Origin of the sequence: Methylotetracoccus oryzae, from assembly GCF_006175985.1 — a bacterium.
GTDB lineage: Bacteria > Pseudomonadota > Gammaproteobacteria > Methylococcales > Methylococcaceae > Methylotetracoccus > Methylotetracoccus oryzae.
The window spans coordinates 66,864-92,512 of the sequence record NZ_SRSH01000010.1 but is presented as its reverse complement, the minus strand read 5'-3'; the positions used below and the strand labels follow the sequence as shown (position 1 = coordinate 92,512).

The 25,649-nt window shown below is 62.4% G+C and carries 20 protein-coding genes; 12 read left to right on the top strand and 8 right to left on the bottom strand.

Annotated features, from left to right (window positions below):
• Nucleotides 1-291: 291 nt before the first annotated feature.
• Entirely contained in the window at nt 292-1,212 is a 921-nt protein-coding gene (locus BWR02_RS11650; protein ID WP_139557938.1) for a sigma-70 family RNA polymerase sigma factor, read from the bottom strand.
• A gap of 304 nt (nt 1,213-1,516) precedes the next feature.
• Here BWR02_RS11650 and BWR02_RS11645 point away from each other — a divergent pair, with 304 nt between their 5' ends.
• Both BWR02_RS11645 and BWR02_RS11640 read left to right on the top strand, forming a co-directional pair.
• Nucleotides 1,517-2,215 (top strand): class I SAM-dependent methyltransferase, encoded by a 699-nt coding sequence (locus tag BWR02_RS11645; RefSeq protein ID WP_139557937.1) that lies wholly within the window; start codon nt 1,517-1,519, stop codon nt 2,213-2,215.
• Between the two features lie 528 nt (nt 2,216-2,743).
• Complete coding sequence (locus tag BWR02_RS11640) at nt 2,744-2,977, top strand: hypothetical protein (RefSeq protein WP_139557936.1); 234 nt, start codon at nt 2,744-2,746, stop codon at nt 2,975-2,977.
• On the opposite strand, the gene BWR02_RS11635 is transcribed toward BWR02_RS11640, so the two are convergent.
• From BWR02_RS11635 to BWR02_RS11610, 6 genes are all read right to left on the bottom strand, one after another.
• Entirely contained in the window at nt 2,974-3,186 is a 213-nt protein-coding gene (locus BWR02_RS11635; protein ID WP_139557935.1) for a hypothetical protein, read from the bottom strand. The genes BWR02_RS11640 and BWR02_RS11635 overlap by 4 nt on opposite strands.
• A gap of 155 nt (nt 3,187-3,341) precedes the next feature.
• Entirely contained in the window at nt 3,342-3,788 is a 447-nt protein-coding gene (locus tag BWR02_RS11630) for an isocitrate lyase/PEP mutase family protein (protein WP_139557934.1), read from the bottom strand.
• A 583-nt stretch (nt 3,789-4,371) separates the two neighbouring features.
• Nucleotides 4,372-9,021 (bottom strand): PAS domain S-box protein, encoded by a 4,650-nt coding sequence (locus BWR02_RS11625; RefSeq protein ID WP_162560114.1) that lies wholly within the window; start codon nt 9,019-9,021, stop codon nt 4,372-4,374.
• A 749-nt stretch (nt 9,022-9,770) separates the two neighbouring features.
• Nucleotides 9,771-10,838 carry a linear amide C-N hydrolase gene (locus tag BWR02_RS11620; RefSeq protein WP_139557932.1) on the bottom strand — a complete coding sequence of 356 codons (1,068 nt, stop codon included), beginning with the start codon at nt 10,836-10,838 and terminating at the stop codon, nt 9,771-9,773.
• 752 nt (nt 10,839-11,590) lie between these two features.
• Complete coding sequence (locus BWR02_RS11615; RefSeq protein WP_268921416.1) at nt 11,591-11,821, bottom strand: response regulator; 231 nt, start codon at nt 11,819-11,821, stop codon at nt 11,591-11,593.
• A gap of 80 nt (nt 11,822-11,901) precedes the next feature.
• Nucleotides 11,902-13,437 carry a D-arabinono-1,4-lactone oxidase gene (locus BWR02_RS11610; RefSeq protein WP_139557930.1) on the bottom strand — a complete coding sequence of 512 codons (1,536 nt, stop codon included), beginning with the start codon at nt 13,435-13,437 and terminating at the stop codon, nt 11,902-11,904.
• A 468-nt stretch (nt 13,438-13,905) separates the two neighbouring features.
• Between BWR02_RS11610 and BWR02_RS20875 the strand changes: the two genes are divergently transcribed.
• Nucleotides 13,906-14,070, top strand: coding sequence for a hypothetical protein (locus BWR02_RS20875; RefSeq protein ID WP_162560113.1), 165 nt, complete (start codon nt 13,906-13,908; stop codon nt 14,068-14,070).
• Between the two features lie 337 nt (nt 14,071-14,407).
• Complete coding sequence (locus BWR02_RS21090) at nt 14,408-16,111, top strand: calcium-binding protein (protein ID WP_139557929.1); 1,704 nt, start codon at nt 14,408-14,410, stop codon at nt 16,109-16,111.
• 123 nt (nt 16,112-16,234) lie between these two features.
• On the opposite strand, the gene BWR02_RS11600 is transcribed toward BWR02_RS21090, so the two are convergent.
• A complete protein-coding gene (locus BWR02_RS11600) occupies nt 16,235-17,587 on the bottom strand; it encodes a (Fe-S)-binding protein (protein WP_236102174.1) in 1,353 nt (450 codons plus the stop codon).
• 611 nt (nt 17,588-18,198) lie between these two features.
• On the opposite strand from BWR02_RS11600, the gene cysE reads away from it, so the two are divergent.
• From cysE to BWR02_RS11560, 8 genes are all read left to right on the top strand, one after another.
• A complete protein-coding gene (cysE, locus tag BWR02_RS11595; protein ID WP_236102172.1) occupies nt 18,199-19,056 on the top strand; it encodes a serine O-acetyltransferase in 858 nt (285 codons plus the stop codon).
• Nucleotides 19,057-19,299: 243 nt separating this feature from the next.
• A complete protein-coding gene (gene nifA / locus BWR02_RS11590) occupies nt 19,300-20,928 on the top strand; it encodes a nif-specific transcriptional activator NifA (RefSeq protein ID WP_139557928.1) in 1,629 nt (542 codons plus the stop codon).
• Between the two features lie 106 nt (nt 20,929-21,034).
• On the top strand, nt 21,035-21,382 hold the full coding sequence (locus BWR02_RS11585; RefSeq protein ID WP_201276239.1) for an REP-associated tyrosine transposase: 348 nt from the start codon (nt 21,035-21,037) through the stop codon (nt 21,380-21,382).
• A 634-nt stretch (nt 21,383-22,016) separates the two neighbouring features.
• Nucleotides 22,017-23,585: a nitrogenase cofactor biosynthesis protein NifB gene (gene nifB, locus BWR02_RS11580; RefSeq protein WP_139557927.1), complete on the top strand. Its 1,569-nt coding sequence runs from the start codon at nt 22,017-22,019 to the stop codon at nt 23,583-23,585.
• An 88-nt stretch (nt 23,586-23,673) separates the two neighbouring features.
• Nucleotides 23,674-23,898, top strand: a complete 225-nt coding sequence (locus BWR02_RS11575; RefSeq protein WP_129883121.1) for a 4Fe-4S binding protein — start codon at nt 23,674-23,676, stop codon at nt 23,896-23,898.
• A 10-nt stretch (nt 23,899-23,908) separates the two neighbouring features.
• On the top strand, nt 23,909-24,292 hold the full coding sequence (locus BWR02_RS11570; RefSeq protein WP_139557926.1) for a HesB/IscA family protein: 384 nt from the start codon (nt 23,909-23,911) through the stop codon (nt 24,290-24,292).
• 7 nt (nt 24,293-24,299) lie between these two features.
• On the top strand, nt 24,300-24,863 hold the full coding sequence (locus tag BWR02_RS11565; RefSeq protein WP_236102170.1) for a hypothetical protein: 564 nt from the start codon (nt 24,300-24,302) through the stop codon (nt 24,861-24,863).
• Nucleotides 24,847-25,644 carry a 4Fe4S-binding leucine-rich repeat protein gene (locus BWR02_RS11560; RefSeq protein ID WP_139557925.1) on the top strand — a complete coding sequence of 266 codons (798 nt, stop codon included), beginning with the start codon at nt 24,847-24,849 and terminating at the stop codon, nt 25,642-25,644. Before BWR02_RS11565 ends, BWR02_RS11560 begins: the two co-directional genes overlap by 17 nt.
• Nucleotides 25,645-25,649: the final 5 nt, after the last annotated feature.

Genomic DNA, 25,649 nt, shown 5'->3' with positions numbered 1-25,649 from the left:
AAGAGGACCCCTAGACATGTTTGAATACTTCATGTCGGCTTCTCGTCCGTCCTGGCTGGCGACCCAGCAATGAACGTCCTGCTGTTCGACGCCCTCGCGTCGCTGGCGATGACGGTGATGCGCTTCCGGCGGAAGATGTAACACTTAGAGGGTAGCGATCAATCACCGCTTTCTCGATGGAAACGGCGCTTCTATCGGGTACGACGGTCACTGAAAGCCCTGGTAGTCAGTCGGAAGCCGTGGTGGAGGGCCGTGACGGGGCGTCACAGCCTGGCGGAATAACTTGTCCGTTTAGTGAAACAGCACCTCGGCGTCGTAGCCCTGTTCCTGCGCCAGCCGCTTCAGTTGCTTCAGCGCGGCATTCTGCAGTTGACGCACTTTCTCACGCGGCATCCCGACCGTGGCGCCGATGGCCTCGAGTGTCTCGCCGTCACCGCCATTCAGACCGAAACGACGGGTCAGGATTTCCTGCTGCACCGGCGGCAAGCTGGCCAGCCAGACGGGTAGCTGACGCTCGACCGCCCTCTCGTGCAATTGCTCGGTGACGTCGACCTGGGCTTCGTCCTCAACCGTATCCACCATCATCTGGTCCGAGCCCAGCTTCACCGGCGTGTCCAGCGAGGTCAGCTTCTCGTTCAGGTGCAGCAGCTGCTCTACGGCTTCGACCGATGCGCCGACGTGCGCAGCGACATCCTTCGGCTCCGGATCCCGCGGCAGCTTCATCGCCAGCTCGCGGTAGGCGCGGAGGTAGGTGTTCAGTTCTTTCACCACATGGATCGGCAGGCGGATCGTCCGCGACTGGTTCATCAGCCCCTTCTCGATTTCCTGGCGGATCCACCACGCGGCGTAGGTGGAGAACCGGAAGCCGCGCTCGGGCTCGAACTTGGTGACCGCATGCATCAAGCCCAGGTTGCCTTCTTCGATCAGGTCCAAGAGGTCCAGGCCACGGTTCATGTAGCGGCGGGCCAGCTTGATCACCAGGCGCAGGTTGCACTCGACCATGATGCGGAAGGCCTCGGCATCGCCTTCACGGGCCAAGGCGCCGTAGTGCTTCTCTTCGTCCGCCGTCAGCAACCGCGCATTGGCCAAGTCATGGAAGTAGACCTGGGTGAGATCCCGCTCGACCGTCTCGCTGATCGGTTCCGGTGCGAAAGCCGTTACGGCAACGTCCTGCTCAAAAAGGTCGGCCGTGTTGTCGGTGATGGCGTCCATGTGAGTCTCCCCAAGTCGGTCACAGTTTTCTGTTCGGTTCGTGCTATGGATCGGCACGCGTGCGGAAAACTCGAGCGGAATTTTTGCGACTTCGGTCACAGAATCACGCCGACACCTCGGGGGGTGCGTCGGGTGGCCCGCGGGAGATCTTGTGCTACGCCATCGCGGCGAAGGAAACACATTCGAAAGGGGAAAACGCTGAAGCCGACAGATTCGGCCATGGGCGGCAGCCGGCTGCTTGACTCCCCGGACTGGTTGTCATCCGTTGCGTGACAGTCTCCGCAAAGCCAAGCCGTCTCCGCCGATGACCGATTCCCAAAGCCGTTCCGATTGGCGAGCCTGCGCACCGCGGGCGATCCCCACGAAGCATGATCTCACTCAACTTGAAGCGTGGCTGGAGACTCTACCCGTCCCCAGCTGCCTCCTGGATCTCGGCTGTGGCACCGGCCAGGTGAGCGCCTGGCTCCTCGACCGCAGCCATGCGGTAACCGGTCTCGACATCAATCCAGCCGCGATAGCCCAGGCCCAAACCACCCTGCCTGGGGTCTCGTTCGCCGTCGCGGACATCGCGGCCGCCAATGGATTGCAACCGCCGGACGCACTCTACGATGGCGTGGTTGTTCAATTGGTACTCTCGGTCATCGGCGATGCCGCAGATCGACACCAATTGCTGCGCAATGCCTTTGCCGTACTCAAGCCCGGGGGATCGCTCTACCTGTCCGCGTCCGGTACCTCCGACGACATCAATACCGAGTACGCACGCCTCTATGCGACCGACGCTGCGGTGACCGGCGAGCCCTTTACCTACCTGTCGCGGGATGCCGCGGGTCAGGTGCTCTATCGCACGCATCATTTCAACCGCGAAGAGTTACGGACCCTGCTGCAGGACGCCGGGTACAGTGAGATCGCGATCAGCGAACGTATCGAGGCCAGCAGTCGTCGTCCCGAACAGCGCGCAAGGTTCTTCTACCTGTCGGCGCAACGTCCCCACGACCACGGGTGACCTGCGGTGAGTTTTGCCGCGCACCATAGCGACTGCACGCTCGCATCCAACCGAGCGGCAAGACCGTCAGGCGCCCGTGGTTCACGCACCGGGCGTGTTAGCTCCGCTCGGAAGCGCCGGGTATTCGCGACCTTAGTCGCCATGGTTAAGCCATGCATGTGCTCCGCGCTCCGTCACTTGATCAAGCCCGAACGGCCGGTGCTGAAGGCTCCGAACGCCTCCATCAGGTCGAGGAGGACAGCCGCGATGCGCTCCTTTGGACGCCGAACGGTCAGCAGCGACCGCTGGTCGCGACCGGTTGCGGCACATCCGTCGCTAACGTGACACATTAAGCCGTTAGAGTTTCAAGCGTTGACCGTGTCGCCGCCATCCCGCAACGGCAGTGCCGGAATCCTTGCCTTTGCGGCGCCTTAGGTAGTATCGCCTATGGACTATCCGGGGCAAGCCTGTCACGATTTCCCTTTCTCGGCGTATGGGCATCGGCCCTGCGCTGGATTACTTGGGATTTTATGGTAAGGAGACTCTCCCTTGTCGAAGAACCGCATTGATCAGCGCAGCGATACTTGGCAGTTGGGCTTCAACTCGGCTGCGGCCGGCTGGGCCAACATCCCCCCGGCCGGCGTCGAACACCCACTCTGGCTGGCCGGTTGGGAGGCGGGCAGAAACGCCCACGTGGAAGCCCGGCGCAAACTCAACGAGGCGTGGCAAACCTTCTGCGTTCAGCGCCGGGTACCGGTGATCCTGCCGGATACTTTGAGCTAAGCCCGACGTCGGGGCCGGCTGGCCGGTTGCGTTGGGTTCACGGCCGCACTGCGGTAATCCGGCGGGCTGGCCAGTTGCGCAACGCACTCCCCCATCGTGACCGTATCGTCAGCGGGTAAGGCTCCCTGGTCCATGAGTGCGTCCAGGGACCGCTTGATGGCCTGCTGTGCCGCAAACAGACAAGGGGGGCTGTAAATGATGAGTACCACGTCGGCATCCTTAGCTCCGCGATGCTCGAATTCGGTGGCTTGCCCCCGTGCAACTGGTTGACCATGACCGGTACGCCAGTCTGCTCGACGATCGCCCGCACGAACGCCAGGTCGGTCACGACCTCGACCATCGCACCATCGGCCCCCGCCTCAGCTTAGCGAATGGCTCGGCGGAGCCCGTCGCGACTGTCGGCGGCATCCGTGCGGGCGATGACGCACAGGCTGCGTCGCGCATGAAGAGCGGCCCGTAGTTTGGTGATGAACTGCTCCACGGGCAACACCTGCTTGCCTTCGAAGTGGCCGCAGCGCCGCGGGCGCTTCTGATCTTCCAGCATCACCGCTGAAACACCAGCGGCTTCCAACTGGCTGACAGTATTGGCCGTAATGATTTCTTCGCCGAAACCATCGTCGATATCCACCAACAGATGCGTGTGCGGCAGCACGTGGCGTACCCGAGCGGCGAAGTCGTTGATGTCCCGCCAGTTCACATAGCCGATATCGGGCAGACCGTATTGGCTCGCGGCATAACCGAAGCCGCTGCAGAAAACGCCCTCGAAGCGTTGGGCTGCCAGCCTGGCCGAGAAAGCGTCGAGATGCCGCACAGCGGCAGAGTCTGCCCGGTGCGCAGGCGCTCGCGCAGCGCATCACCCGCCGCAGAGCCAAACAACGGGACGCCGCGCATCTCCTCCGCGGAACACAAAGCCGACATGATCATCCACCGCGTTCTGGGCACAGAACGTCTGTTCGCTGCCACTGGAAGCAGGGGTGGCTCAACGCCATCGGTTCCTTGGACGCTCAGGGTAGAAGCGGTATAGCGGCCCCCCGACGCTGAACTCGAAACGTCCGCGCTGCGGACACCTGGGCTTGCCCTGCACTGTCAGCATCTCCCCGGTGCCCGTTCGCCACTCTCGAGACATCGGGTGGGATTTGATTACATTGGGCGCTCTTCCGCCGGGGCGGTGAATCGGCAGCCAGCGCGGCGACCTGTACTGATCGAGGGTTCAGTACCCAGCTCACCCTTTTTCCAAACGCCCTTCCAGCCCTACCCACTGAAACCCAGATGTCCGGGAGCTTTCGCTTCTGCCCAGCCGGCCATGAGCGGGACACGGTGGTCCTGGTCTGGCAGCAGATGGACCGATGTCGCGTTGGCTTCCTGGTACCGCCAACAAAGAGCAGAGCCGGACCTCAGACGTCTCCCATGGATTGAAAATCTCTAAGTCGTTCGACGAGCCGACGCGATACCTTGTCCATCTCATCCAGCGAAGGCTCGATGAGATCTCCGGCTTCTCCGGCGTTTAGACGCGCTGCAAGTTTGCCTGCCAGGTCATGAAAATGCGCGTGCAGTTTGTCGACCTCAGCGTGCGCCGATTCGGTGAGCAGCGCATCGATGAAGGCGCGCTGGAGCCATCGGCTGAACTCGCACCCTGTGCAATCCCCCGCCTTGCTCACGTCGAAGCCTTTCACATTGATGCCCTTGATGGCATTTTCGAAGCGGACCAGCCATTGCCGATGGACCGCTATGGCCTGTTCAATCGCAGCGTCCCTGGCGGATCCGGGCCGACGGACCGGCCTCACGATCGGCGCTGGGTCTGACGGCTTCTCCAGATACCTGAGCAATGTCGAGTACAGTTCTTCCGGAGGCACCGGCTTTGAGATAAAGCCGTTCATGCCGGCTGCGGCGCACTTTTCCTGGTCTTCCCTGAAGGCGTTCGCGGTCATGGCCAATATTGGCGTGTTGGCGTGCAGGGGTAAATGCCGAATTCGCTCAGCGGCTTCGAGTCCCCCCATCCGTGGCATCTGCAGGTCCATCAGAACCAGGGCATAGGCATTCTGCTTGGCATGGTTCAGTGCCTCCAGGCCATCCTCGGCACAGTCCACGTCGAGCCGAACGTCCTGCAGCAGGGAGACGGCGACTTCCCGATTGATCGGGTCGTCCTCCGCCAACAGGATCCGGGCGCCTGCGTGTTCACGTCGGAGCACGGTCTCGGGATCCTCCTCCGGTGAGACCTGCTTCGGAATTGCGGCTGACACACTCTTCCGGAGCCGAGCGGTGAACCAGAACGCACTGCCTATACCGCGGCGCGTATCAACACCCACATCGCCCCCCATCAATTGGGCAAGGCGCTTGGTGATAGCCAGGCCGAGTCCCGTTCCGCCGTACTGCCGGGTAATCGAGTTGTCTGCCTGTTCGAACTCGCTAAACAGCCGTGGAATGCTGTCCGGCTGGATGCCAACTCCGGTGTCGCTGACTTCGAACAAAATGAGCGCGCTCACCTCGGTTTCATCGATGACGCGGGTTTGAATACTGATCCGCCCCTGTTCGGTGAACTTGATGGCATTGTTGCCGTAATTGAGCAGCGCCTGCTGTAGGCGCGTCTGATCGCCGATCAACTGGACGTGTGGACTCATCGGTTCGACGACTGCTTCGAGCGTGAGCTGTTTGGCCCTGGCTTTGCTTGCCAGCATCGCGACGGTGCTGGCCACCAGTTCATCAATTTCGACGGGCGCTTCGTCGAGCACCATTTTTCCGGCTTCGATCTTGGACAGATCCAGAATATCGTTGATGATCGCAAGCAGGTGATGGCTGGCCGTTTCGAGCTTGTCCAGACGGTCCATCTGTTCCCGGCTGACACCGGCTCGCCGAATAAGGTGCGCCATACCGCTGATCGCATTGAGAGGGGTGCGAATTTCGTGACTCATGTTGGCCAGGAAGGCGCTTTTCGCCCGACTTGCCGACTCCGCAACCTGTTTGGCTTCGATCAGCGCCTGTTCTGCCTGTTTGCGCAGACTGATATCCAGGATGAAGGCGAGATGGATGTCGCTGCCGTTACGGGCGGCATCCGGACAGTAAAGCGTGACTTCAACCGGGATCACGTGGCCGTCACGCCGCTTGACGACGCTTTCGAAGTTGGTTCGCCTGTCTTCTCGCAGACGCGCGAGGGTTGCCTCGAAGTCATCCTTCGGACAGTTTGGGTCGATGTCCGGTATGGTCAAGCGCAATAGCTCTTCGCGCGCATAACCGGTCATCTCGCAGGCACGTTCGTTCACATCGACCAGACGGGCACTCTTGTTGTCCACCCAGTAGACGGAAATTCCCGCGCGGCTCATCGCATCGAAGGTTTCCGTCAGGCGTGTATGCGCCTGTTCGAGAGCGGCCGTTCGCTCCGTGACGAGTTCTTCGAGGTGGTGACGGTATCGCGTCAACTCCTCTTCCAGCTGTTTTTTTTGAGTGATGTCCTCGTGCAATCCGACGTAATGCGTGACCGTGCCATCCGCCCGACGGATCGGCAACACATGCGCTGAATCCAGATATTCGCTGCCGTCCTTGCGGCGGTTCCACAACTCCCCTTTCCACGAACGCCCCGATGCGAGATGGGCCCACATATCCTGAACCGTGGCTTCGGTCGTCCTGGAGGATTTCAATAGCCGCGGGTTTTTCCCAACGGCCTCATCGGGTGCGTATCCGGTCTTCTGGGTAAAGGTCGAATTGACGTACTCGATGGTGGCGTCCAGATTCGTGATGATGACGCTCGCCGGACTTTGCTCGACCACCTGGGCGAGCTTGAGTAATTGTGCCTCGGCCTGCTTGCGGTCTGTCAGGTCGCGCAGGATCGCAAAATAGCGATCCTCGCCGAGTGCTCGTACCGTCACTTCGGCCACGAAGGTCGAGCCGTCCTTGCGCCGGAGCACCCATTCGCTTCGATGCGGAACGCGGCTTATCATTCCGCGCACCTCGCGGTCCAGGCGGAACTGTTCCGCTTCCGCCAGTACGGCCGGGACGGTCAATGCGGGTAATTCGTTCGACTCATACCCGAGCAGCGCCAGTGCCGCCGGGTTGGCATCCAGGAAACGGTGGTCTGATGAAAGCACCAGAATACCGTCCAGGGCCTGTTCGAACAGGTTGCGGAAGCGCATTTCGCTTTCACTGAGCCGGTCCTCGGCTTGCTTGCGGTCCGTGATGTCCAGACCGATGCCGGCGACGTAGCGGAGTCCGTTCGTATCGGCGAAAGCGAACTTGGAGTTGAGCCAGTAGGACGGACGACCATCCGCGTCGACGGTCCTTTCGATCACTTCAAGCGGACCGTCTCCGTGCAGTACCGTGAGATCATTCTTTCGAAATTCCTCTGCGACCACCGTGGGCCAGAGTTCCGCATCCGTCCTTCCTTTCCAGTCTTCGAAACTGACTCCGAAGCGCTGCTCGTAGGTCTTGCTCAGATAGACATGGCGACCTTGTTCGTCCTTGATCCAGGTAATGGTCGGACTGTGGTCCATGAACAGGCGAAAGCGTTCCTCGCCTTCCGCCAACGCCCGTTCCGCCCTCACGCGCTCGGTGATGTCGGTGATGGCCGCCAGAAACCCCACGACACGCTGCGCAGCATCCAATCGCGGCACGTATCCGACATGCATCGTCCTGGGCCCGTCCGGCGTCATCATGTCGTCCAACAGGTACTCGACCGGTTGTCCGGACAGTACCTGGGTGATACGAGGGTCCGCCTTGCGGTAGGCCTCCTCGCCAATGATCTCCGCAACGGTCTTTCCGATGATCGCCTCCGGGGCCAACCTGAAAAACGCCGCCAGACGCTGATTGACGAAACGGTAGCGACGTTCGCGATCCACCTCAGCGAGGAGCACCGGCGCGTTGTCGCTCAAGAACTTGAGGCGCATCTCGCTCGCCACCAGGGCAGCTTCTGCCCGCTTTCTTTCGCTGATGTCGCGGGCGGTTTTGGATGCACCAACGATTTCGCCGTCGCTGTTCCGCAGCGGCGATACCGTCACGGAAACGTCAATCCGTGTGCCATCCTTGCGAACCCGCACGGTTTCGTAGTGATTCACCGTCTGACCGCGATGGATTCGTTCGAGGATCCCGTATTCCTCCTCGGCGAATTCCTGCGGGATGATCAGCGGGACGAGCGATCTTCCCATGGCTTCCTGCTCGGAATAACCGAACATCCGTTCGGCGCCTCGATTCCAGGCCGTCACCCGTCCCTCACGATCCTTGCCGATGATGGCGTCGTCCGAAGACTCGACGATCGCCGCGTAGCGCATCATCAACTCATCGTTGCGTTTGCGTTCAGTGACATCCCGGATGGAATTGAACAGGACGATCTGGTCGCCGCAATCCACCTGCATGCCACTAACCTCGACGTCCAACACGCGCCCGTCCCTGGTTCGTACCCGCGTCTCGAACTGCGTACGCTGGGGCTGTGCGAATTGCCGCTCCAGCAGGTCAGCGAGTTCATTTGGGGATAGCTCAACGTCGATTTGCGACACATTCATGGTCAGCAGTTCGTCTCGGCGAAAACCGAGCAACTCGCAGAGGTAGTCGCTGACATCCAGAATGTTGCCGTGCTGGTCCAGGATACCGATGCCATCGCTCGCATTCAGCAAGAGCGCTCGATTCATGGTGGCATCCCTACGCACGACGGCCAGTTCGGTTCCATCCAGTAACCGGGATTGGGAAACCGCACGCCATCTCCAGCGATGCAGACCTTCGCCCAACAGGCTCACCAAGAACCCGTTCGCTACCAGCACGCCCCACTGAAGGACATCGGGCGGGGCTGCGATGCGGAGGCTCCCGATTGGCGGCAGAACGAATAATGCGGTCAGCAACGCGGACGTGATCGTGGCGAGCACACCCGGACCCAGCCCTCCGAGGACCCCTGAGATGAACATCGGAAACGTGAACAGGATCAGCCGTGCCTGTTCACCGAACACATTCGACAGCCGTGTTTCGATCAGCAGGACAAGAATCGGCAGACCGATCGCCAGAGAATAGGCCGGTACGGGATGCCAACGCGTCTGAGCCAGTTGTTTTCGCGAGATTGAAGCGTGCATGTTGCCCGGCGCCGGCGATCCGGCGGTCTTGGAATGGCGCCTGACCTGGATGGCGGACGCGTCGTGACGGGATGGTACGCCGGTTTCAGGCCCGCAGGACATCCGCGTCCGATGCCGTTGAACCATGAGCGGCAAGCGGAACGTCAGATCTCCCGGCGGCGCGAACCACGGAGGATGGCGATGGGACCTCTTACCCTGCCCCTGGCGTGCAACGGCGCGAGGTCGCCCGCTCTGTCAACCTGAAGGCATGAAGCTCATGCAGGCCTTGACGACGAGCACGATCGGCGCTGGACTGGCCGAGCCAGTTTACTCAGACAGCATCATGCGCTGGAGATAGCCCAACAGGCCGAGGCCTGACCACCGAACCGGGGCCCCTGGCGCCCGCGATCCCTCAGGCTCCGCTCTGAAGGAAGCCGGTCGCCACGGGCTTGTGATCCGACCTTCTCCTGCACCCAGATGGCCAACCCTTGCAGACGGGACGCCAGAGATATCGGCCGGTGTCGAAGTTCGGCCGGCATATCCCGTGGGGCAACAAGTCGACGTTTTGCTGTCGTATGGGCGTCGGAACGGGAACGGCGGCTTTCGCATCCGGCCACGGCTTACAGCCGCCCCTGACCTGTGCGATGTGTCGCATCAGCTTACCAGGTGGTCGAGGTGCCGTTGCAGTGGTCTGGATGGAACCTCGGCGCCCGGCGTCATCGTTCCAGGCTCGCTTGCCGCAGCATTGCCAGCCGATACTTTTCCATCGTTCAGAAGGGCGCTTTCGAAACCTTGTGGAACCGTGCCGTGACGTCCCCCGACAACGCGATGTTGTCAGGTTGAAGGATCATGACCGGCGACCCGGGCTTGAGCTGGAATTTCCCGAGGTTGGCCCAGAGCACGTTCGGGCTGGTCGTCAACTCGAAGAAGTAGCGCTTGTCGGTAAGATCGGCCACGGTGCGGTATTCGGTGTTGTAGATTCCGAAACCCTTGTAGGGTGCACCGAATGGCACTGACACGTTGCGCGCGATCGCCAGGACAGAGGCCACGGCTTCACGATCGTTCTTTGGTTCCGGCAGCATGGCCGAGTAATACGCGGCGCGCTGGAAACGGTCAGTCGCCTTGACGTTGCCGGGCAGGGGTAAATCGCTGCTCGGTTTGGAGAAGTCGAGCTTCCCGAGCAGCGCGAGCTGTTCGTCATAGGTCGGGTCGTTCGTCATGATCCGATACTCTCGGCCATGGTGCACGACCCGCTTGCCGTTGACGAATTCGATGATCGCCGAATCGCCGCTGGCATCGTCGATCGCGAGGTGAACATTGGCCTTGTGGCCGCGCGCTTCCACGGGGACGACTTGAACGGTGTCGAGCAGTGCCAGCGCTTCCGTGACGGTTGCGGCGTCGTCGAGCAGGAACTGCGCCCATAACGCGGCATGCAACGCGGGCTTGCTCGGGTCGCGCGGGCCGAAGTCGGCGGAATTGAGGTAGAGCATGTGGGCGGCCAGTCCCCGCTCGTTGAGCCCGTCGGCGGTGCCGATCCCGTAAATCGTCGTAACGAGACTGCCATACTTGGACGTCCAGCGCGCGGGGTTCTCCTTGACGACCACCTCGGAGCCAGCGCGACCGCCATCGCGTTTCATGCCGCGCGGTAGCACGGTGAGCACGGGCTCGGTGGATTCAGGCCAGTCCATGGTCCGGGCGACGAAGACCGCGACCTTGTTGTCATTCCATAGAATGCGGGAACAGGCATCGACTTCCGGTTGCCACGCCACGAGGGCAGCGGTGACGGCAGCCAGTGCGCCGACGACGCTGCGGCCGCTGGTACTCTTGTGAACCTTCATCGGGCGACTCCTGAGGAGTGGAAAGGGGCTTCGTGTTGCAAGAACCGGAACATGGATCCCGTGCCTCACGACCGACTCGCAGTCGCAGGGCTTCGGTGGATCCTCCGCACCGCCTCTAACATGGTGTCAGCTGACGAACAAGTACTGCTGACGTTGCTCCTGGCAGCCATCCCGATGGACCTGCTATTCCCTGCCGTTCTCGTGCGGCAGTGATCCCTCTCCGCGAGCAACTCATGACCCTGACCTTCGCGCAGAATCCATCCCCGTGGAAAAACAGGCCCAATCAGGTCGTTTAGCGCCTCCCATCACCCAAAGCGCCGGAAATCCGCGCTTGTCAGCCACCCTTCACGATCGTCGACGGGATCTCGTTACCGACACGTGTCGGCATCTGCCATCCGCCCGTCTGGCATCTCAACCCGTAGCGGTGAGTCCGGAGTAACCGTCTGCCCGATGCTGCAGGGCCGTGCAGGGCCATTTCCGCCTGAGCGTCGGGAAACCGGCACGTTTCCGACTGATCCAGAAGGCAGCCTCGATCACCGGGCGGGTCCCGCTCTTCGCGGCCCACAGCCGATCGCATCCGAGCACTGACGACGCAGATCGGCCGGCAATAGGCCAATCATTTCAGCGGCAATTCATCGGGCGACGGACCCCACGGTGCGTTACCCGCAAGCACGACGCTGGTCTCGAAGCAGCATTGCCAAGCTCGGTAACTGCATCGACATGGTTGCCGAACGGATCATGGTCCAAGCGTTTCAGTGCGTCACACTCCCGAGCCAATGCAACACCTTATCGAAGACAATCTCCGGCTTGATAGGCTTGGCGATGAAGTCGTTCATCCCGGCCGCCAGGCACCTTATGCGATCATCGTCGAACGCATTCGCTGTCATGGCGATGATGACGAGACGCTCCCGGCCCGGCATGGCACGCAGTTCCCGTGTCGCACCGAGTCCGTCCAACTCCGGCATCTGCATGTCCATTAGCACGATGCGTAGTCCGTCTGCCGGACTCTCGACCCCAACCGTCTCATCGGCTGTTGCCCCCGGCCCTGCCTCCGCCAGTGGGATTACAGGGCGAGGTGCGCCTTCCAGTAAGGCGTCAGGAAGACGTTGTCGGGATCGAGCCGCTGCCGCAGCTGGGCCCAGGCGGCCCAGTGCGGGTACTGATTCTGCAGATACGCCGCTCCCGATTGCCCGGCGATGGTCGTCGGCAGGTACTTGCCCCAATGACAGCGAAAATCGTACTTCGCAAAGCGATCCCAGTAACGTTGAAAAAGCGTCACAACGGGATCCTTCGGCGTATTGGCGAACCAGAACACATCGATGCGGATGACGTCGCTGCCGTAAGAAGGTCCGAGCCAGAACTTGCCACCCTTGGCGCCGTATAGTTCGACGCAGAATGACCCGGTGTTGTCGGTGTTCTGTCCGGACTGGCCATAGAAGTCGAGGAGTTCGTTCATGACTTCCGGCGCCTTGTCGATCGGGATCCACAGTTCCGTAAACTTGACCGGCATCAGCTTGTCATTCATCTGGTTGTCCATGCAGAGCCCGCTCCACCAGTAGTCACGGAACTGCTGCGGCCCGGTCGCGGGATCGTCGACCGGCACGAAGATCGATAGCAGCGCCGGCAGGATCATCGGATAGAACTGCGAAGAGATCAGATCGGCGAACAACCGCGACTCCGGTGAGTTGTTGAACGTATCGGTGAACCAGTCGGGCCAGTTGCCGATTGCGCTGTAGATCATGTCCGCAGCGACCGAAGCCGGGATGTTGGAACCGAAGATCGCCGGCACCTCCTGATAGGGCTTGGGCTGGAAGCCGCTGACCGGCGGAATCTGCTTCGCCTGCCAGACCACCATTTTCTGCACGGACTCCTGGGGCCACCAGATCAGGCGGGTATATTCGGTCTTCTGCATCCACGACTTGAGATCGTTGGGCCCGGAACCGAACAGGTCGATCGCACAGTTGTCCACGGTCGAGATCGTTTCGGTACCCTCGATGTTGAAGGTGTCGACGCACCGAAAGGTGGCCGACACGATGAAGCCGAACAGCCCGAGTGCGATGCCCGCGGCATGGAAACCATCGGGATCCGCGTCATCCACCGAGAAGGTGCGGAGCTGCGGCGGGTTCTCGGCCGTCAGGATCGAGAGGCTGACCAGCATGTCGTCGAAGGAATAGATCAGGGAACCGCCGGAGGATCCCGTCGACAGGAAGCCACCCACCGTCTGGTGCGTGATCCCGCCCATCTCGGGAATCGCCCAACCATGCTGGAAAAGTTGGTAGAACAGGCTGTTTTCCAGCGTCGAGCGTCCGGTCGGGTCGTAGGGGTCCAGCCCCAGGTGGCAGCCGCCACCCACGGTGACCCGCTGCTTGGCATCGTCGAACGAGACCGAATCGAAATACGACATCAGCACGTAAAGACAGGCGTCCATCGCCTCGCTGTCCGGGATCAGCGGAAACGAATGCCCCGAACCCCGCAGACTGATGGGCCTGCCCGTCGAACGCGAGCTCTCGATCAAGGTCGACAGATCCTCGGTCGTCTTGGGCAGGTAGTACGTGACGCCGTTGACTGGAAGTGTTTCGATGCTGGACAAGGAACTCATGACCGGATTGGACCTCAATCAAGCTGTGGGGCCGCGAAATTGCGACAGTCACTGTATGCGACCCTAACCGCCGGCTCAACCGGATTGTGCTTGATGGAGACCAGTCCCGATACGTATCCGGATCGCCTCGCGCCAGGGGATCGTGTTGTCGACCGAATTCCGTGCGTTACATGACGGTCGGCATGCAACCGGCTCCGGGCCATTGTCACAAAGATGACAAAGTCCCTCCCATCTGTCGAAAGAATGACAAAGTGAGCATCGAATTCAGCCCTGCCACAAGTCCGTTTCCGTAATAGAGACAATCCTTTATATTGATGGCACGGTTATTTCCTAGGTTTGAGCGAGAGAGCGATCGAGCGGGACATCCGCGGCCGAGACGCAAGCGGTTGTCCTCGCAACGAGCGGCCGCACCCGCGAGCCGGATCCCGTCGCCAACCAGCCCATAGCCGATATTGACGAGGTAATGCCATGCCACAACAAACGACTGACGTGAAGCCGGCCGATGTCGCGACACTTGATCGTTCGTCGCCGCCAACGAAGGGTGAACGCACCGACCGCGCCCAGCGAACCGTCCTCGTCGTGACCGCACCACCGAGGCCCGGCAAGATGAGCTGGAGCATCGCGCCACTGTAGCGGCGATACACTTTCCGGAAGGTACCCCGCCCTGCGGCCCGGGGCCTTCCGAAGAAGCGCCGACAGAGTCGCGCTCCCACCCCAATAACCGCAAGTCCAGTCTAAGCCAACCTTACGCCTTGACGTAAGGAAAACCCCGACGCACCATGCCGGAGCGATAGGTCGACTACACCTATTTGCCATCCTGACTTCCCGATGCACGGGGGCTCCGAGAACCAACATGGCCGCTCGGACGGGAGAGCCAGGGACACGGTCTCACTTCACTGGATTCTGGCCGGGATGCCGTCGTCTCGTTATGTCCCCAGCCAGCCCGTCATCACTTCCTGGAGGAACGGGTATGCGTAAACCATTCAAGCTTCGTCGAGTTTCCCTTGCCCTCGTCGGCACACCACTGCTGGCGGTTACCTTGGCCGCGCACGCGGGCAACGTCAGCTTCCGCAGGGTGTACGACGTCAGACAGATCCCGCCTGGAATCACGCTGGGGCCCAGTCAATTGATGGCGATGCCCGGAGGTGTCGAGAATGCCCCGGCATTTGACGGTCGTTATGTTGTCTTCCCGCTGACGGTGTCGGGTGCGGCGCCCCTCTCGAGCCACTTATGGTCATACGACACGCAGACCGGAACCCTGGCGCGGTTGATCGATGACACCGACCCGTATCCCGGCACCGGCAGTTCCCTGATAGGGTACGCGACCGGCTATGGTTTCGCGCCGTTCAATGTCGATGCGGGACGCGTCGCGTTCAGCGGCAGGACCATCACGCCGTTGGGCGAACTCTACGGCTTTCTCGGCAAAGCCGCTCACGATCCGGCGGCGCCGACGATCCTGGTCGACACGAACACCGCCGTTCCGGATGCTCAGGGCTACACCGGCAACTTTCACCGTTTCACCTTTGGCGCCGCAGTCGTCATCGCCCAGGACAATGGTCTGCTGATATTCAATCAGGACACGGCTATCGGCGATGGCGGAAGTTATCGCGTTCGCAACACGGGTGGCACCGTGTTCGAAATTGCGGATGACCGACTACTCGGCGGGAATAGCATTTTTAATAACCCGGAATGCTGCCAGTTGTCGGACTACAACAATCGTAGATTGGTCTCGGACACGAGTAACGGCTTCGGCACCGGACCTATTGTTTCCCTCCGGGATACCGGCGCAGAACTGGAGGTGGTCGTATCGGCCGAACGCGGCGACAAGGTGCCGAACGATCCGGCGCAACGAGCGTTTGACAACTTTCGACTCCAGGCACCGCAGATCGAGAACCGGAGCGTCGTGTTCATGGGTGCTGCAACGCCGATCTCTGTCGGGGGAACGCGGGATCTGGCTGGAATCTACAGCTTCATCTACAACGCCGGCTTCCCCCGCGCGCCCGGCACACCGGACACCCTGCCACCCTACGCGCCGGGACGAGTCATCCGTTTGGTCGACTCGAACATGGCAGTTCCCGGCGGCACGGGCAAATTCACGCGCGACGACCCCCTACAGGGCACCCTGGCGGGCGGCGGCTTCAGCTTTTCCGGCACCAGTGTCTTCTTCCTGGGGAAGGACGAGGCCGGCAAACAAGGCCTATACCACGTTTCGTCCCGGGGCGGCGCGATCAAAAAAATCGTCGCGAATGGCGACACCCTACCAGATGGACGCATCGTCGCAGGTCCCAATGGCAGTCTGAGCGACCACTTGTCGTTACAGATCGATAGCGCGGAGAGCGACGCGGTCGCGGTCAAGCTGACCGTGAGGAACAGTGGCGCCGGCAGCACGCCGTTCAACGCGGTGTACATTCTGGGAAGCGAGGGCGTCCCGGCAAGTCCGGTCATGTGCAACGGCCAGCGCGCGACGATCCTGGGCACGTCCGGAGACGACGCGATATACGGCACGCCCGGTCGGGATGTCATCGCCGGCCTCGACGGCAATGACACGATTTTCGGCTTGGGCGGCAACGATGTCATCTGTGGCGGCGCAGGCAGTGACACGGTGAACGGCGGCCCCGGCCAGGATACCTGCGCGGCGGGCGACACGAACACCAGTTGCGAGGTCACGCCCTAGTTCAATCACTGCGCGGCAGCGAGCCGTCAGCCGCGGCGGCTCGCCTCCCGTGACGCGCAGCGTCATCGTCGCGCTCGCCGGTTCCGTTCGCGATCCCTGGCAACCAATACGCCAGCCCTGCGCTCAGCCCGGGCGGTCCAGCGCCGCCTGCAGCACCCGCGCCAGATGCACACTCTCCCGGCCCGCACCATCGTGAATCTGATGGCGGCAACTGGTGCCGTTGGCCACCACCAGCGCATCGGACTCGGCCTGCCGCACCGCCGGCAATAGCGACAGCTCGCCCATGCGCATCGAGACGGCGTAGTGCTCCGCTTCCAGGCCGAACGCGCCGGCCATACCGCAACAACTCGACTCGATCAATTCGAATTCCAGGTCGGGAACCAGACCCAGTACCTTGCGCATCGATTTCATCGCCCCGAAGGCTTTCTGGTGGCAGTGGCCGTGCACGAGTGCGCGCCGTGCCGGCAAGGGCCGCAGCGGCAGTTCGAGCCGCTTGGCGTCGTGTTCCTTGGCCAGGAACTCCTCCAGCAGCAGCGCAGATTTCGCGACCTTGGCCGCCGCCGGTCCGAGCCCGAGCGCGAAATACTCGTCGCGCAACATCAACAGGCAGGAGGGTTCCAAGCCGATGATCGGGAGTCCGCGCTCGGCGTAATCAACGAGCGCAGCGATCATTCTCTCCGCCTCGGCGCGCGCCTGGGCCACCAGCCCGTTCGACAGATAGGTGCGACCGCAACACAGGGGGCGCTGCCCCTCCGTGGGACGGGCCAGATGGATCCGATAGCCTGCTGCCAGCAGGACGTCCACGGCCGCTTGCGCATTGGCCGGCTCGAAATGGTTCGAAAACGTGTCGACGAGTAGCACCACTGCGCGCCCCTGCGGCAGGCCGAGCGGTTCGCGTGACTGTCCGTTGAGGAAGCTGCTCGCGCGGCCCTCCGGCAATGAACGCTGCGCCGCAATGCCGAGCCAGCGCTCACCCAGGCGGGCCAGCACCGGGAAACGGCGGCGCAACCGGATCAGCCAGTTGAGCCGCCCCAACCACGGTGCCAGGCGTGGCAGGTTGGCCAACAGGCGCTCGCGCCCCGGCGGACCGCCGAGTTGGGCCCAGCGCTGCGCAAGCGACTCGACGCGCAGCAAGGCCATGTCCACGCCGTTCGGGCATTCACGCTTGCAGCCCTTGCACCCGACGCATAGATCCATCGCCGCCTCCAGTTCGGGGCCGATGAACGGCTGCGGGCCGTATTCCCCGTTCAGCGCCGCCTTCAGGGTCGCGGCGCGGTGCTGGGTCGAGTGCGCCGGGTCGTCGGTCACCCGGAAACTCGGGCACATGACCCCGTTGCCGGTGCGCTGACACTGCCGGTTACCGATACAGACCGCGGCCGCCTTGCCGAACGCGCCGCCAGCCGACGGCGTGGCGGCAAAGGCGTCGCCCAGTCCATAGCTGTCGTAGGGGGACCAGTCGAGTTGGGTATCCATCATTCCTGCGTCCGCGGTCTGGATCGGGAGGCGACTGGGGCCGGTCGCGCGGCTTGGTGACGCGATCGCTGCCGCAACCGATGCGCCGGTATCCCGACAACACCTCCCGCCGGGACGAGCCGGGATCGGGTCAGCGTGGCTGCAGCTCAGATCCGATTCTTGGTGCAGCAAATCGGGTGCCAGGAAGTGGTCCTTCCTAAGCCGCTGAATCTGCGGGCAACTCGTCGCACGACCTGAGCAAGGGAAAGCCCCCGCCCTGTCGCAACCCTGACAAAAGGCTCCAAGTCGCGGACTTTCGCCGGTGCGGCGAGGCCCGCTTTGTCAGCTTTGCGACAGGAAAGAAACGACCGCACGACCGGTACAACATCATAATAATCATACACCTGTAACACACAACGGGGATGGCGGACATCTTGCTTGCTCCGACAGGTAACACCCGTTGCCCGATCGACGGCGAGCACGAGCGGACTGGTGGCGCAAGCGCCATCGGTCATTTCCGGCGAGACGATTGGGCCCTCGCACCGTTTCGGTGAGATGCAGCGAATCGGAATCCCGGCGTGACCCTCCGCCGAGCCGGACGAATGCAGCGGGCAACCCGTCGGAGACACTGAACCATGACCAACCGGATGCCACCGCAGACCATGCAGCGCGAGACTCCGACCCAACCCGGCATCACAGCGCCCCGATGGAGCGCTTCGGCAACCCCGCTGGCGCCACCGCTAAAGCTTTTCGCACAGTGGGCCGAAGACGTCACCTGCGTCTTCGAGCGCGATCCGGCCGCGCGGAACCGCTTCGAAGTCGTGACGACCTATCCCGGGGTGCACGCCATCCTGCTCCATCGTCTGAATCATCGGCTGTGGCGTCGCGGCTTCCGCTATGCCGCGCGCTGGCTGGCCTTTTTTTCGCGCTGCTGCACCAATGTCGACATCCATCCGGGTGCGCGGATCGGGCGCCGCTTCTTCATCGATCATGGTGCGGGCGTGGTGATCGGGGAAACGGCGGTCATAGGCGACGATGTGACGCTCTACCATGGCGTGACGCTGGGCGGCACCAGCTGGAGCAAGGGCCGGCGCCACCCCCGGCTCGGCAATGGTGTGCTGGTCGGCGCCGGCGCGAAAATCCTCGGCCCGATTGCGCTCGGCGACAATGTCCGTGTCGGCGCCAATTCGGTGGTCGTCAAAAGCGTGCCGGCCAACAAGACCGTCGTTGGCATTCCGGGGCGCGTGGTGCAATCCCGGGAAGGCGTCGCAATGAATCCGAGCGGGGTCCACCTGGACCACGACCGGATCCCCGATGTGATCAACCAGACGCTGGCAGAACTACTGGACCGGATTGCGGTGCTCGAGGGCCGCCTGGAAGCGACCCAGCCCACCGACATCCGGGATGCCGGGGCGCCGATCCCGAAACTGGAAGCCGTCGACACCTGTGCCTGCGCCACCCCGCACAGGCAATCCAAACCCGGATTCCAATAGGCTCCCCGGACACTACATCCGGGGCATCCCGCGGGGTCCCAGGCCGGCATCGCGCCGGCCGGATATTACCGACCGCCACGCCTCTCATCCCCATCGCACCGCAGCGGAGCGCCACATCCTGGCACCCGAGTTGCTTGATATCTTCTACAGACGATCGTCAACAGCACTTAAGAGGGAACGGCTGCTCCCGGATCGGCACCCACTCGTGCCCCTGCTGCCACCCACTTTGCGGAGTTACCTTTGTTGGCCAAAAGCGAATCGCAAGCAGCTGAAACTGCTGATACTTTACAGCTCATCACGATCTACGAGATCAGCAAGATCCTGGGCTCGTCCCTGGATCTGTGCAAGGGTATGCGGGATGTCCTGAACCTGCTGTCGTCGCACATGCACATGTGCCGCTGCATGATCGCCTTGGTGCAGGACAGCGGCGACGTGCATATCATTGGGGCAAGCGGACTGAGCCAGGACCAGATCGATCGCGGCCGGTTCCGCAAAGGCGAGGGCATCATCGGCCAGATCATCAAGACCGGCCTGCCCATCGTCATTCCGAACGTTGCCGACGAACCCCAATTCCTGAATCGCACCGGTTCGCGCGAACTGGCCAGCGGCGATGTGATCGCCTACGTCGGCATCCCCATCAAGATTGCTAACGAAACCATCGGCGTGGTCAGCGTCGATCGCGACATGAGCGCCTATCGCGGCTCGCTGCAGGACGATGTCCGGCTGCTGAAGATGGTCGCGAACCTGATCAGTCACACGCTGCGCCTGCACCGGCATGTCGCGACAGAGCGTGAGCAGTTGATGCACGAGCAGCATCGCCTGCAAAAGGAAGTTCGCCCCGTGCAGGGGCTGGTGAACGTCATCGGCAACAGTCGTCCGATGCAGGACGTGTTCGGCGACGTGGAGCGGGCCGCGTCCGTGCACTCGACCGTACTGCTGCGCGGCGAAAGCGGCACCGGCAAGGAAATCATCGCCAACGCCATCCACCAACTGAGCCCGCGACGCAACGGCCCGTTCGTCCGAGTCAACTGTGGCGCGCTGTCCGAGACGCTGCTGGAATCGGAATTGTTCGGGCATGAAAAGGGCGCCTTCACCGGCGCGACCACCGAACGCAAGGGCCGCTTCGAGTTGGCCGACGGCGGAACGTTGTTTCTCGACGAGATCGGCGAAATCTCGCCGGCCTTTCAGGTGAAACTGCTGCGCGTGCTGCAGGAGCGCGAATTCGAACGGGTGGGCGGCAACACGCCGATCCGGGTCGACGTGCGCTTGATTGCGGCCACGAACCGTAACCTCGAAGCAGCCGTGACGGAAGGGGACTTTCGCGCTGACCTCTATTTCCGCATCAACGTCATCTCGATCATCCTGCCACCGCTCCGCGAGCGGCGCGAGGATATCGCCCCGCTGGTCGAGCACTTTCTGGAGCGTTTCAATCGCACCAATGGCCGTCAGGTCAGCCTGTCGCCCGAAGCGATGCAGATCATGACCGACTGCTACTGGCCCGGCAACGTGCGCGAACTGGAGAACTGCGTCGAGCGGACGGCGGCCATGACCAAGGGCAAAACGATTCAGGACATCAATCTCCCCTGCCAACGCAACATGTGTCTGTCGATGGCCTTGCGGCCGGTCACTCAGATGGTCAGTCCGACCCCGAAACTGCCGGAGTCCGCCAGCGCGCCGCTGCCGGCGCGCGATGCGGCGTCGCACCGCCATGGCGAAGAAGCGCCGCAGTTCGCCTCGACCCGCGAGAAGCTGATCTGGGCCATGGAGGAATGCGGCTGGGTGCAGGCCAAGGCGGCCCGCTTCCTCGGCATGACGACCCGCCAGATGAACTACGCACTCCAGAAGTACAACATCGAGATCAAGCGGCTTTAGCGCCGTTCCGACCTCACAGAGTCAGCCCGCGTAGGTCCGATTAGCGCAGCGTAATCGGACGCATGGTGCCAGTGCGGTAAGCTTGGCATCAAGGAAGAGCCAAGCCATGGCCAGCTATCGACGCGCGTTCATCCCCGGAGGAACCTGGTCTTTCAAGGTGAACCTGCTGGAGCGGCATCGAAACGATTGGGTGGTGCGCGAAATCGATCGTTTGCGAGAAACCGTTCGGCGCGTTTGGGTGCGCAACCCTTTCCACATCAACGCCTGGGCTGTGTTGCCCGATCATCTGCATTGTATCTGGATGCTGCCGCCGAACGACTCGGACTTCAGCACTCAGTGGCGTCTGATCGAAAGCAGCTTTTCCCTTGGATTGCCCAAGACCGAACGACTTTCCGATGCAGGCGAAGCGGCCGGGGAGCGTGGCACTGGCAACGGCGTTAATGGGAACACCTGACCCGCGATGAAGCCTCAACTCAGGGGCACGTGGATTACGTCCACGTGAATCCGCGAAAACATGGTCTGGTGAAGCGTATGTCGGTTTGGCCGTACTCCACCTTTCACCTTTATGGTACGCACGGCGCCTACCCTGCCGACGGGTGCGGGGATGCGTCCGGCGTTGTGCCTGGGGATGCCTGATTCATTCGTCCGATTACGCTGCGCTAATCGGACCTACGTCGCTGCGAACAAGCTATCCATCGCGTACGGTCCGGACACGGGCCCTTGCCCCAACGCGTCCGTGCGATGCGCCGGTAGGTGAGGATTCGACTCGCCGTCTGCGCGGGTCTTTCCGCCAGTGCCCCATACCGAGACCCTGCGAGCGATCCGCCTCCCGCCCCTGTCGTCTTTCCGACAAAGTCCGACAAAGCACAAAGGTTTTGTTCCCCTCCGAACAGCGCCAGACCCACCCAACCGGAGCTTATCTGACTGTTTAGCTTGGCTAATTTTCAATGGTACGCCGTTTGCTTCGATCAGCCTGACACAAGTGCTACGCCCATCGGCTGCAGATCGCCCGTCTGAACGGCGGCCTGCGAGACCGGTAAACGGCAGTGCGCAGGCCCATGCCGAACCAACGAACCTGGGAGTAAACGATGCAAGCAGTTCACAACGAAGCCGCAGCGGCCGCCGGCGGCGTCGGCACGGTCGTACCGGACGAGATCATGCAGAAGGTTGCCGAGCACAAGGGCTGCGGAACCTCCGGGGGTTCGGGCAAGGCGAGTTGCGGGTCCAGCGCGGGCGAAAACGACCTCCCGGCGGAAATCTGGGACAAGGTCAAGAACCACCCCTGCTACAGCGAAGAAGCGCATCACCATTATGCGCGGATGCACGTCGCCGTCGCGCCCGCCTGCAATATCCAGTGCAACTACTGTAATCGCAAGTACGACTGCGCCAACGAGAGCCGGCCGGGCGTGGTCAGCGAAAAGCTGACCCCGGAACAGGCGGCCAAAAAAGTGCTGGCGGTCGCCTCGACGATCCCGCAGATGACGGTGCTGGGCATCGCCGGCCCCGGCGATCCGCTGGCGAACCCGGAAAAGACGTTCAAGACCTTCGAACTGATCGCGAAGACCGCGCCCGACATCAAGCTCTGCGTATCCACCAACGGGCTGTCGCTGCCCGATCACGTCGATCGTCTGTCGCAGTACAACATCGACCATGTGACGATCACGATCAACATGATCGATCCCGAGATCGGCGCCAAGATCTATCCGTGGATCTACTACAACAAGAAGCGCTACACGGGCGTCGAGGCCGCGAAGATCCTGACCGACCGACAGCTGCAGGGACTGGAGATGCTGACCGCACGCGGCATCCTGTCGAAGATCAACTCCGTGATGATTCCCGGCATCAACGACCAGCATCTGGTCGAAGTGAACAGGGCGGTGAAATCCCGCGGCGCCTTCCTGCACAACATCATGCCGCTGATCTCGGCGCCCGAGCACGGCACGGTATTCGGGCTGACCGGCCAGCGCGGCCCGACGGCCCAGGAGCTGAAGGCCCTGCAGGATCAGTGCGAAGAAGGCCAGATGAACATGATGCGGCACTGCCGCCAGTGCCGGGCCGACGCGGTCGGCCTGCTGGGCGAAGATCGCAGCGCCGAGTTCACGACCGAGAAAATCGAGGCGATGGAAGTCACCTACGACCTCGAAACCCGTAAGGCCTATCAGGCCGCGGTGGAACAGGAACGGCAGGCGGTCGTCGCGGCCAAGAAAGAGGAAATGCAGAGCCTCGCCGGCGCGCAATCCGACATCAAGATGCTGATCGCGGTCGCGACCAAGGGTGGCGGCAAGGTCAACGAGCACTTCGGTCATGCAACCGAGTTCCAGATCTACGAGCTCAGCACGACCGGCGCGAAGTTCGTCGGACACCGCCGCGTGGACCTGTACTGTCAGGGCGGCTACGGCGAAGAAGACGCGCTGCAGACCGTGATCCGGGCCATCAACGACTGCCACGCGGTGTTCGTCGCGAAGATCGGCGGCTGTCCTAAGGGCGATCTGAAGGCCGCAGGCATCGACCCGGTCGACCAGTACGCCAACGAGTTCATCGAGCAATCGGCCATCGCCTACTTCAAGGACTACCTGGACAAGGTGACGGCTGGCGAGATCGAACACGTGGAGCGCGGGGATGCGCAGATCCGCCAGGGGGCGCTGATCGCCGCCTAGGTGCAGCGGCTTCCGCTGATCTGGTACCCGCCCGTCCCGGGCCGGCCACGACGGCCCGGGACTGATCCACCGCGTTGAGGAGCTGACAATGGCTTACAAGATCGTTGAGGAAAACTGTACCGGCTGCTGCGCATGCGAGCCGGAATGCCCCAATCAAGCCATCTCGGAAACCAAGAACGGGCTCTTCATCATCGAACCCGCGAAATGTACCGAGTGCCTCGGCCACTACGACGAGCCGCAATGCGTCGCCGTGTGCCCGATCGATCTCACCTGCATCATCGACGACGACTACCCGCGTTACGAAGCGGCATAGGTAAAACATCATGGATCTAACGATTACACCCAGTGCAGAGAAATTCATTCAGCGCATGGTGCGCTTCGGCGGAGCCGGGCCCGAGGCCGGCTTTCGGCTCTCGGTGAGCCCGGGCGGCTGTTCCGGCCTGGCGTCCGAGTTCAGCGTCGAACCCGCGCCCCTGGCCGGCGACGCCGTAGTCGTCATCCAGGGCGTCAAGCTGTTCCTGCCGGCAGAAAGCCGCTTGCTCCTGCAGGGTGTGATCATGGATTTCAAGGACACGCCGCTGCAGAGCGGACTGGTGTTCACGGACCCCAAAGCGACGGGCTGCGGCACCTGCAGCACCAGTGCGCCGGCCACCCCCCCGGGTGAGGTCTCGGTCGCACTCAGCGCCATTCCGGTCAAAAGCGCCTAGCACCGCCGTGGTCGCCAGTGGGAACCGCGTAACGGAACCGGGCCCGGTCCGGTGGACGGCGGACCATGAGCTGAGCGAAGACGAGCGTGTCGCGGAATGCCTTGGCGCCGGCCTGCCTCCGGAAGCCGAAGCGCACTTGCGGCTGGCGGGGCAGAACTATCACTGCGACGAGGCGGCCCAGGCGCATCTGCAAGCCGCCTGGGACATGGCCCCGGGGCATGCGGCCGTCTACATCGGTCGCTACCGGTACTTCTTCTACAAGAACCGGTTGCCGGAGGCGCTGGCGGTCTGCACCGAATGCCTCGCCAAGGCCGCGGTCGACAACGGGATGGCGCCGGACTGGCGTGAGGCAAAACCGACGGACGCGGATTTCAGCAGCTTCGGCGCCCTGCTCCCCCGCTTCTTTCTGTTCACGCTCAAGGGTTATGCCTACCTGCAGATGCGCCTCGGCGCGCTGGAGGAAGGACGCGTCGCGGCCGAGAAACTGCTGGAGCTCGACCCCACCGACAAGGTGGGAGCCAAGGTGCTGCTGACGGTATTGCAGAGGCAAATCGATGGCGACGACGACTGAAATCGAAGAAGCCCGCGACTGGCAAGGCGAACTGCTGAACTGTGCCGCCTGTGAGCACGGTTCCGGCAAGTCGAATGCGCGCTGCCAGCTCGGCCATGCCTGCGTACATGACCGTTATGCGCGCCGGATCGACCGGTTCTTTCGCTGGAACCCGTATCTGGCGAAGGACTATTTCGAGCATCCGTATTTCGAGACGCGCGCCGTCGCGGCCAAGCACGCCGAATTGTTCTATCTCCCGCGCCTGATCGACGACCCGGACGAGACCGTCCGGCAAAGCGTCGCCCAGCGGCTGCCGCTGCACTCCCGGCACTTCCGCGGTCTGCTCGGCGACCCGCACCGCGAGGTCAGGGTCCGGGTTGCCGAACGCGCGGAACCCAAAGACCTCGTCACGCTGATGGACGATCCCGATTATTTCGTGCGCCAGATCGTGGCCCGGCGACTGCCCTGTGCGCTGCTGGTGCGCATGGTCCGCGACCGGGATCCCCAGGTGCGGAAGGTCGTGGCCGAGCGCGTGGCCACCGAATGGCTGCCGACCATGGCGGGCGACGCCGACCTCGCTGTCCGTCTTGCCGCCGTCTCCCGCATGAGCCCCGGTCAACTGAAACTGATGATCCGGGATCCGGACTGGCGGGTGCGCTACGAGGTCGCCAGTCGGCTCGATCCGACCGAACTCGAACCACTGCGCGCCGACCCGGACCGCGAGGTGCGGGAACTGGTGGAGCAGCGCCTGGCCGATTACTGGCACCGAACCGAATTACCGAAGGCCTGCCAACAAGGGTGAGGATG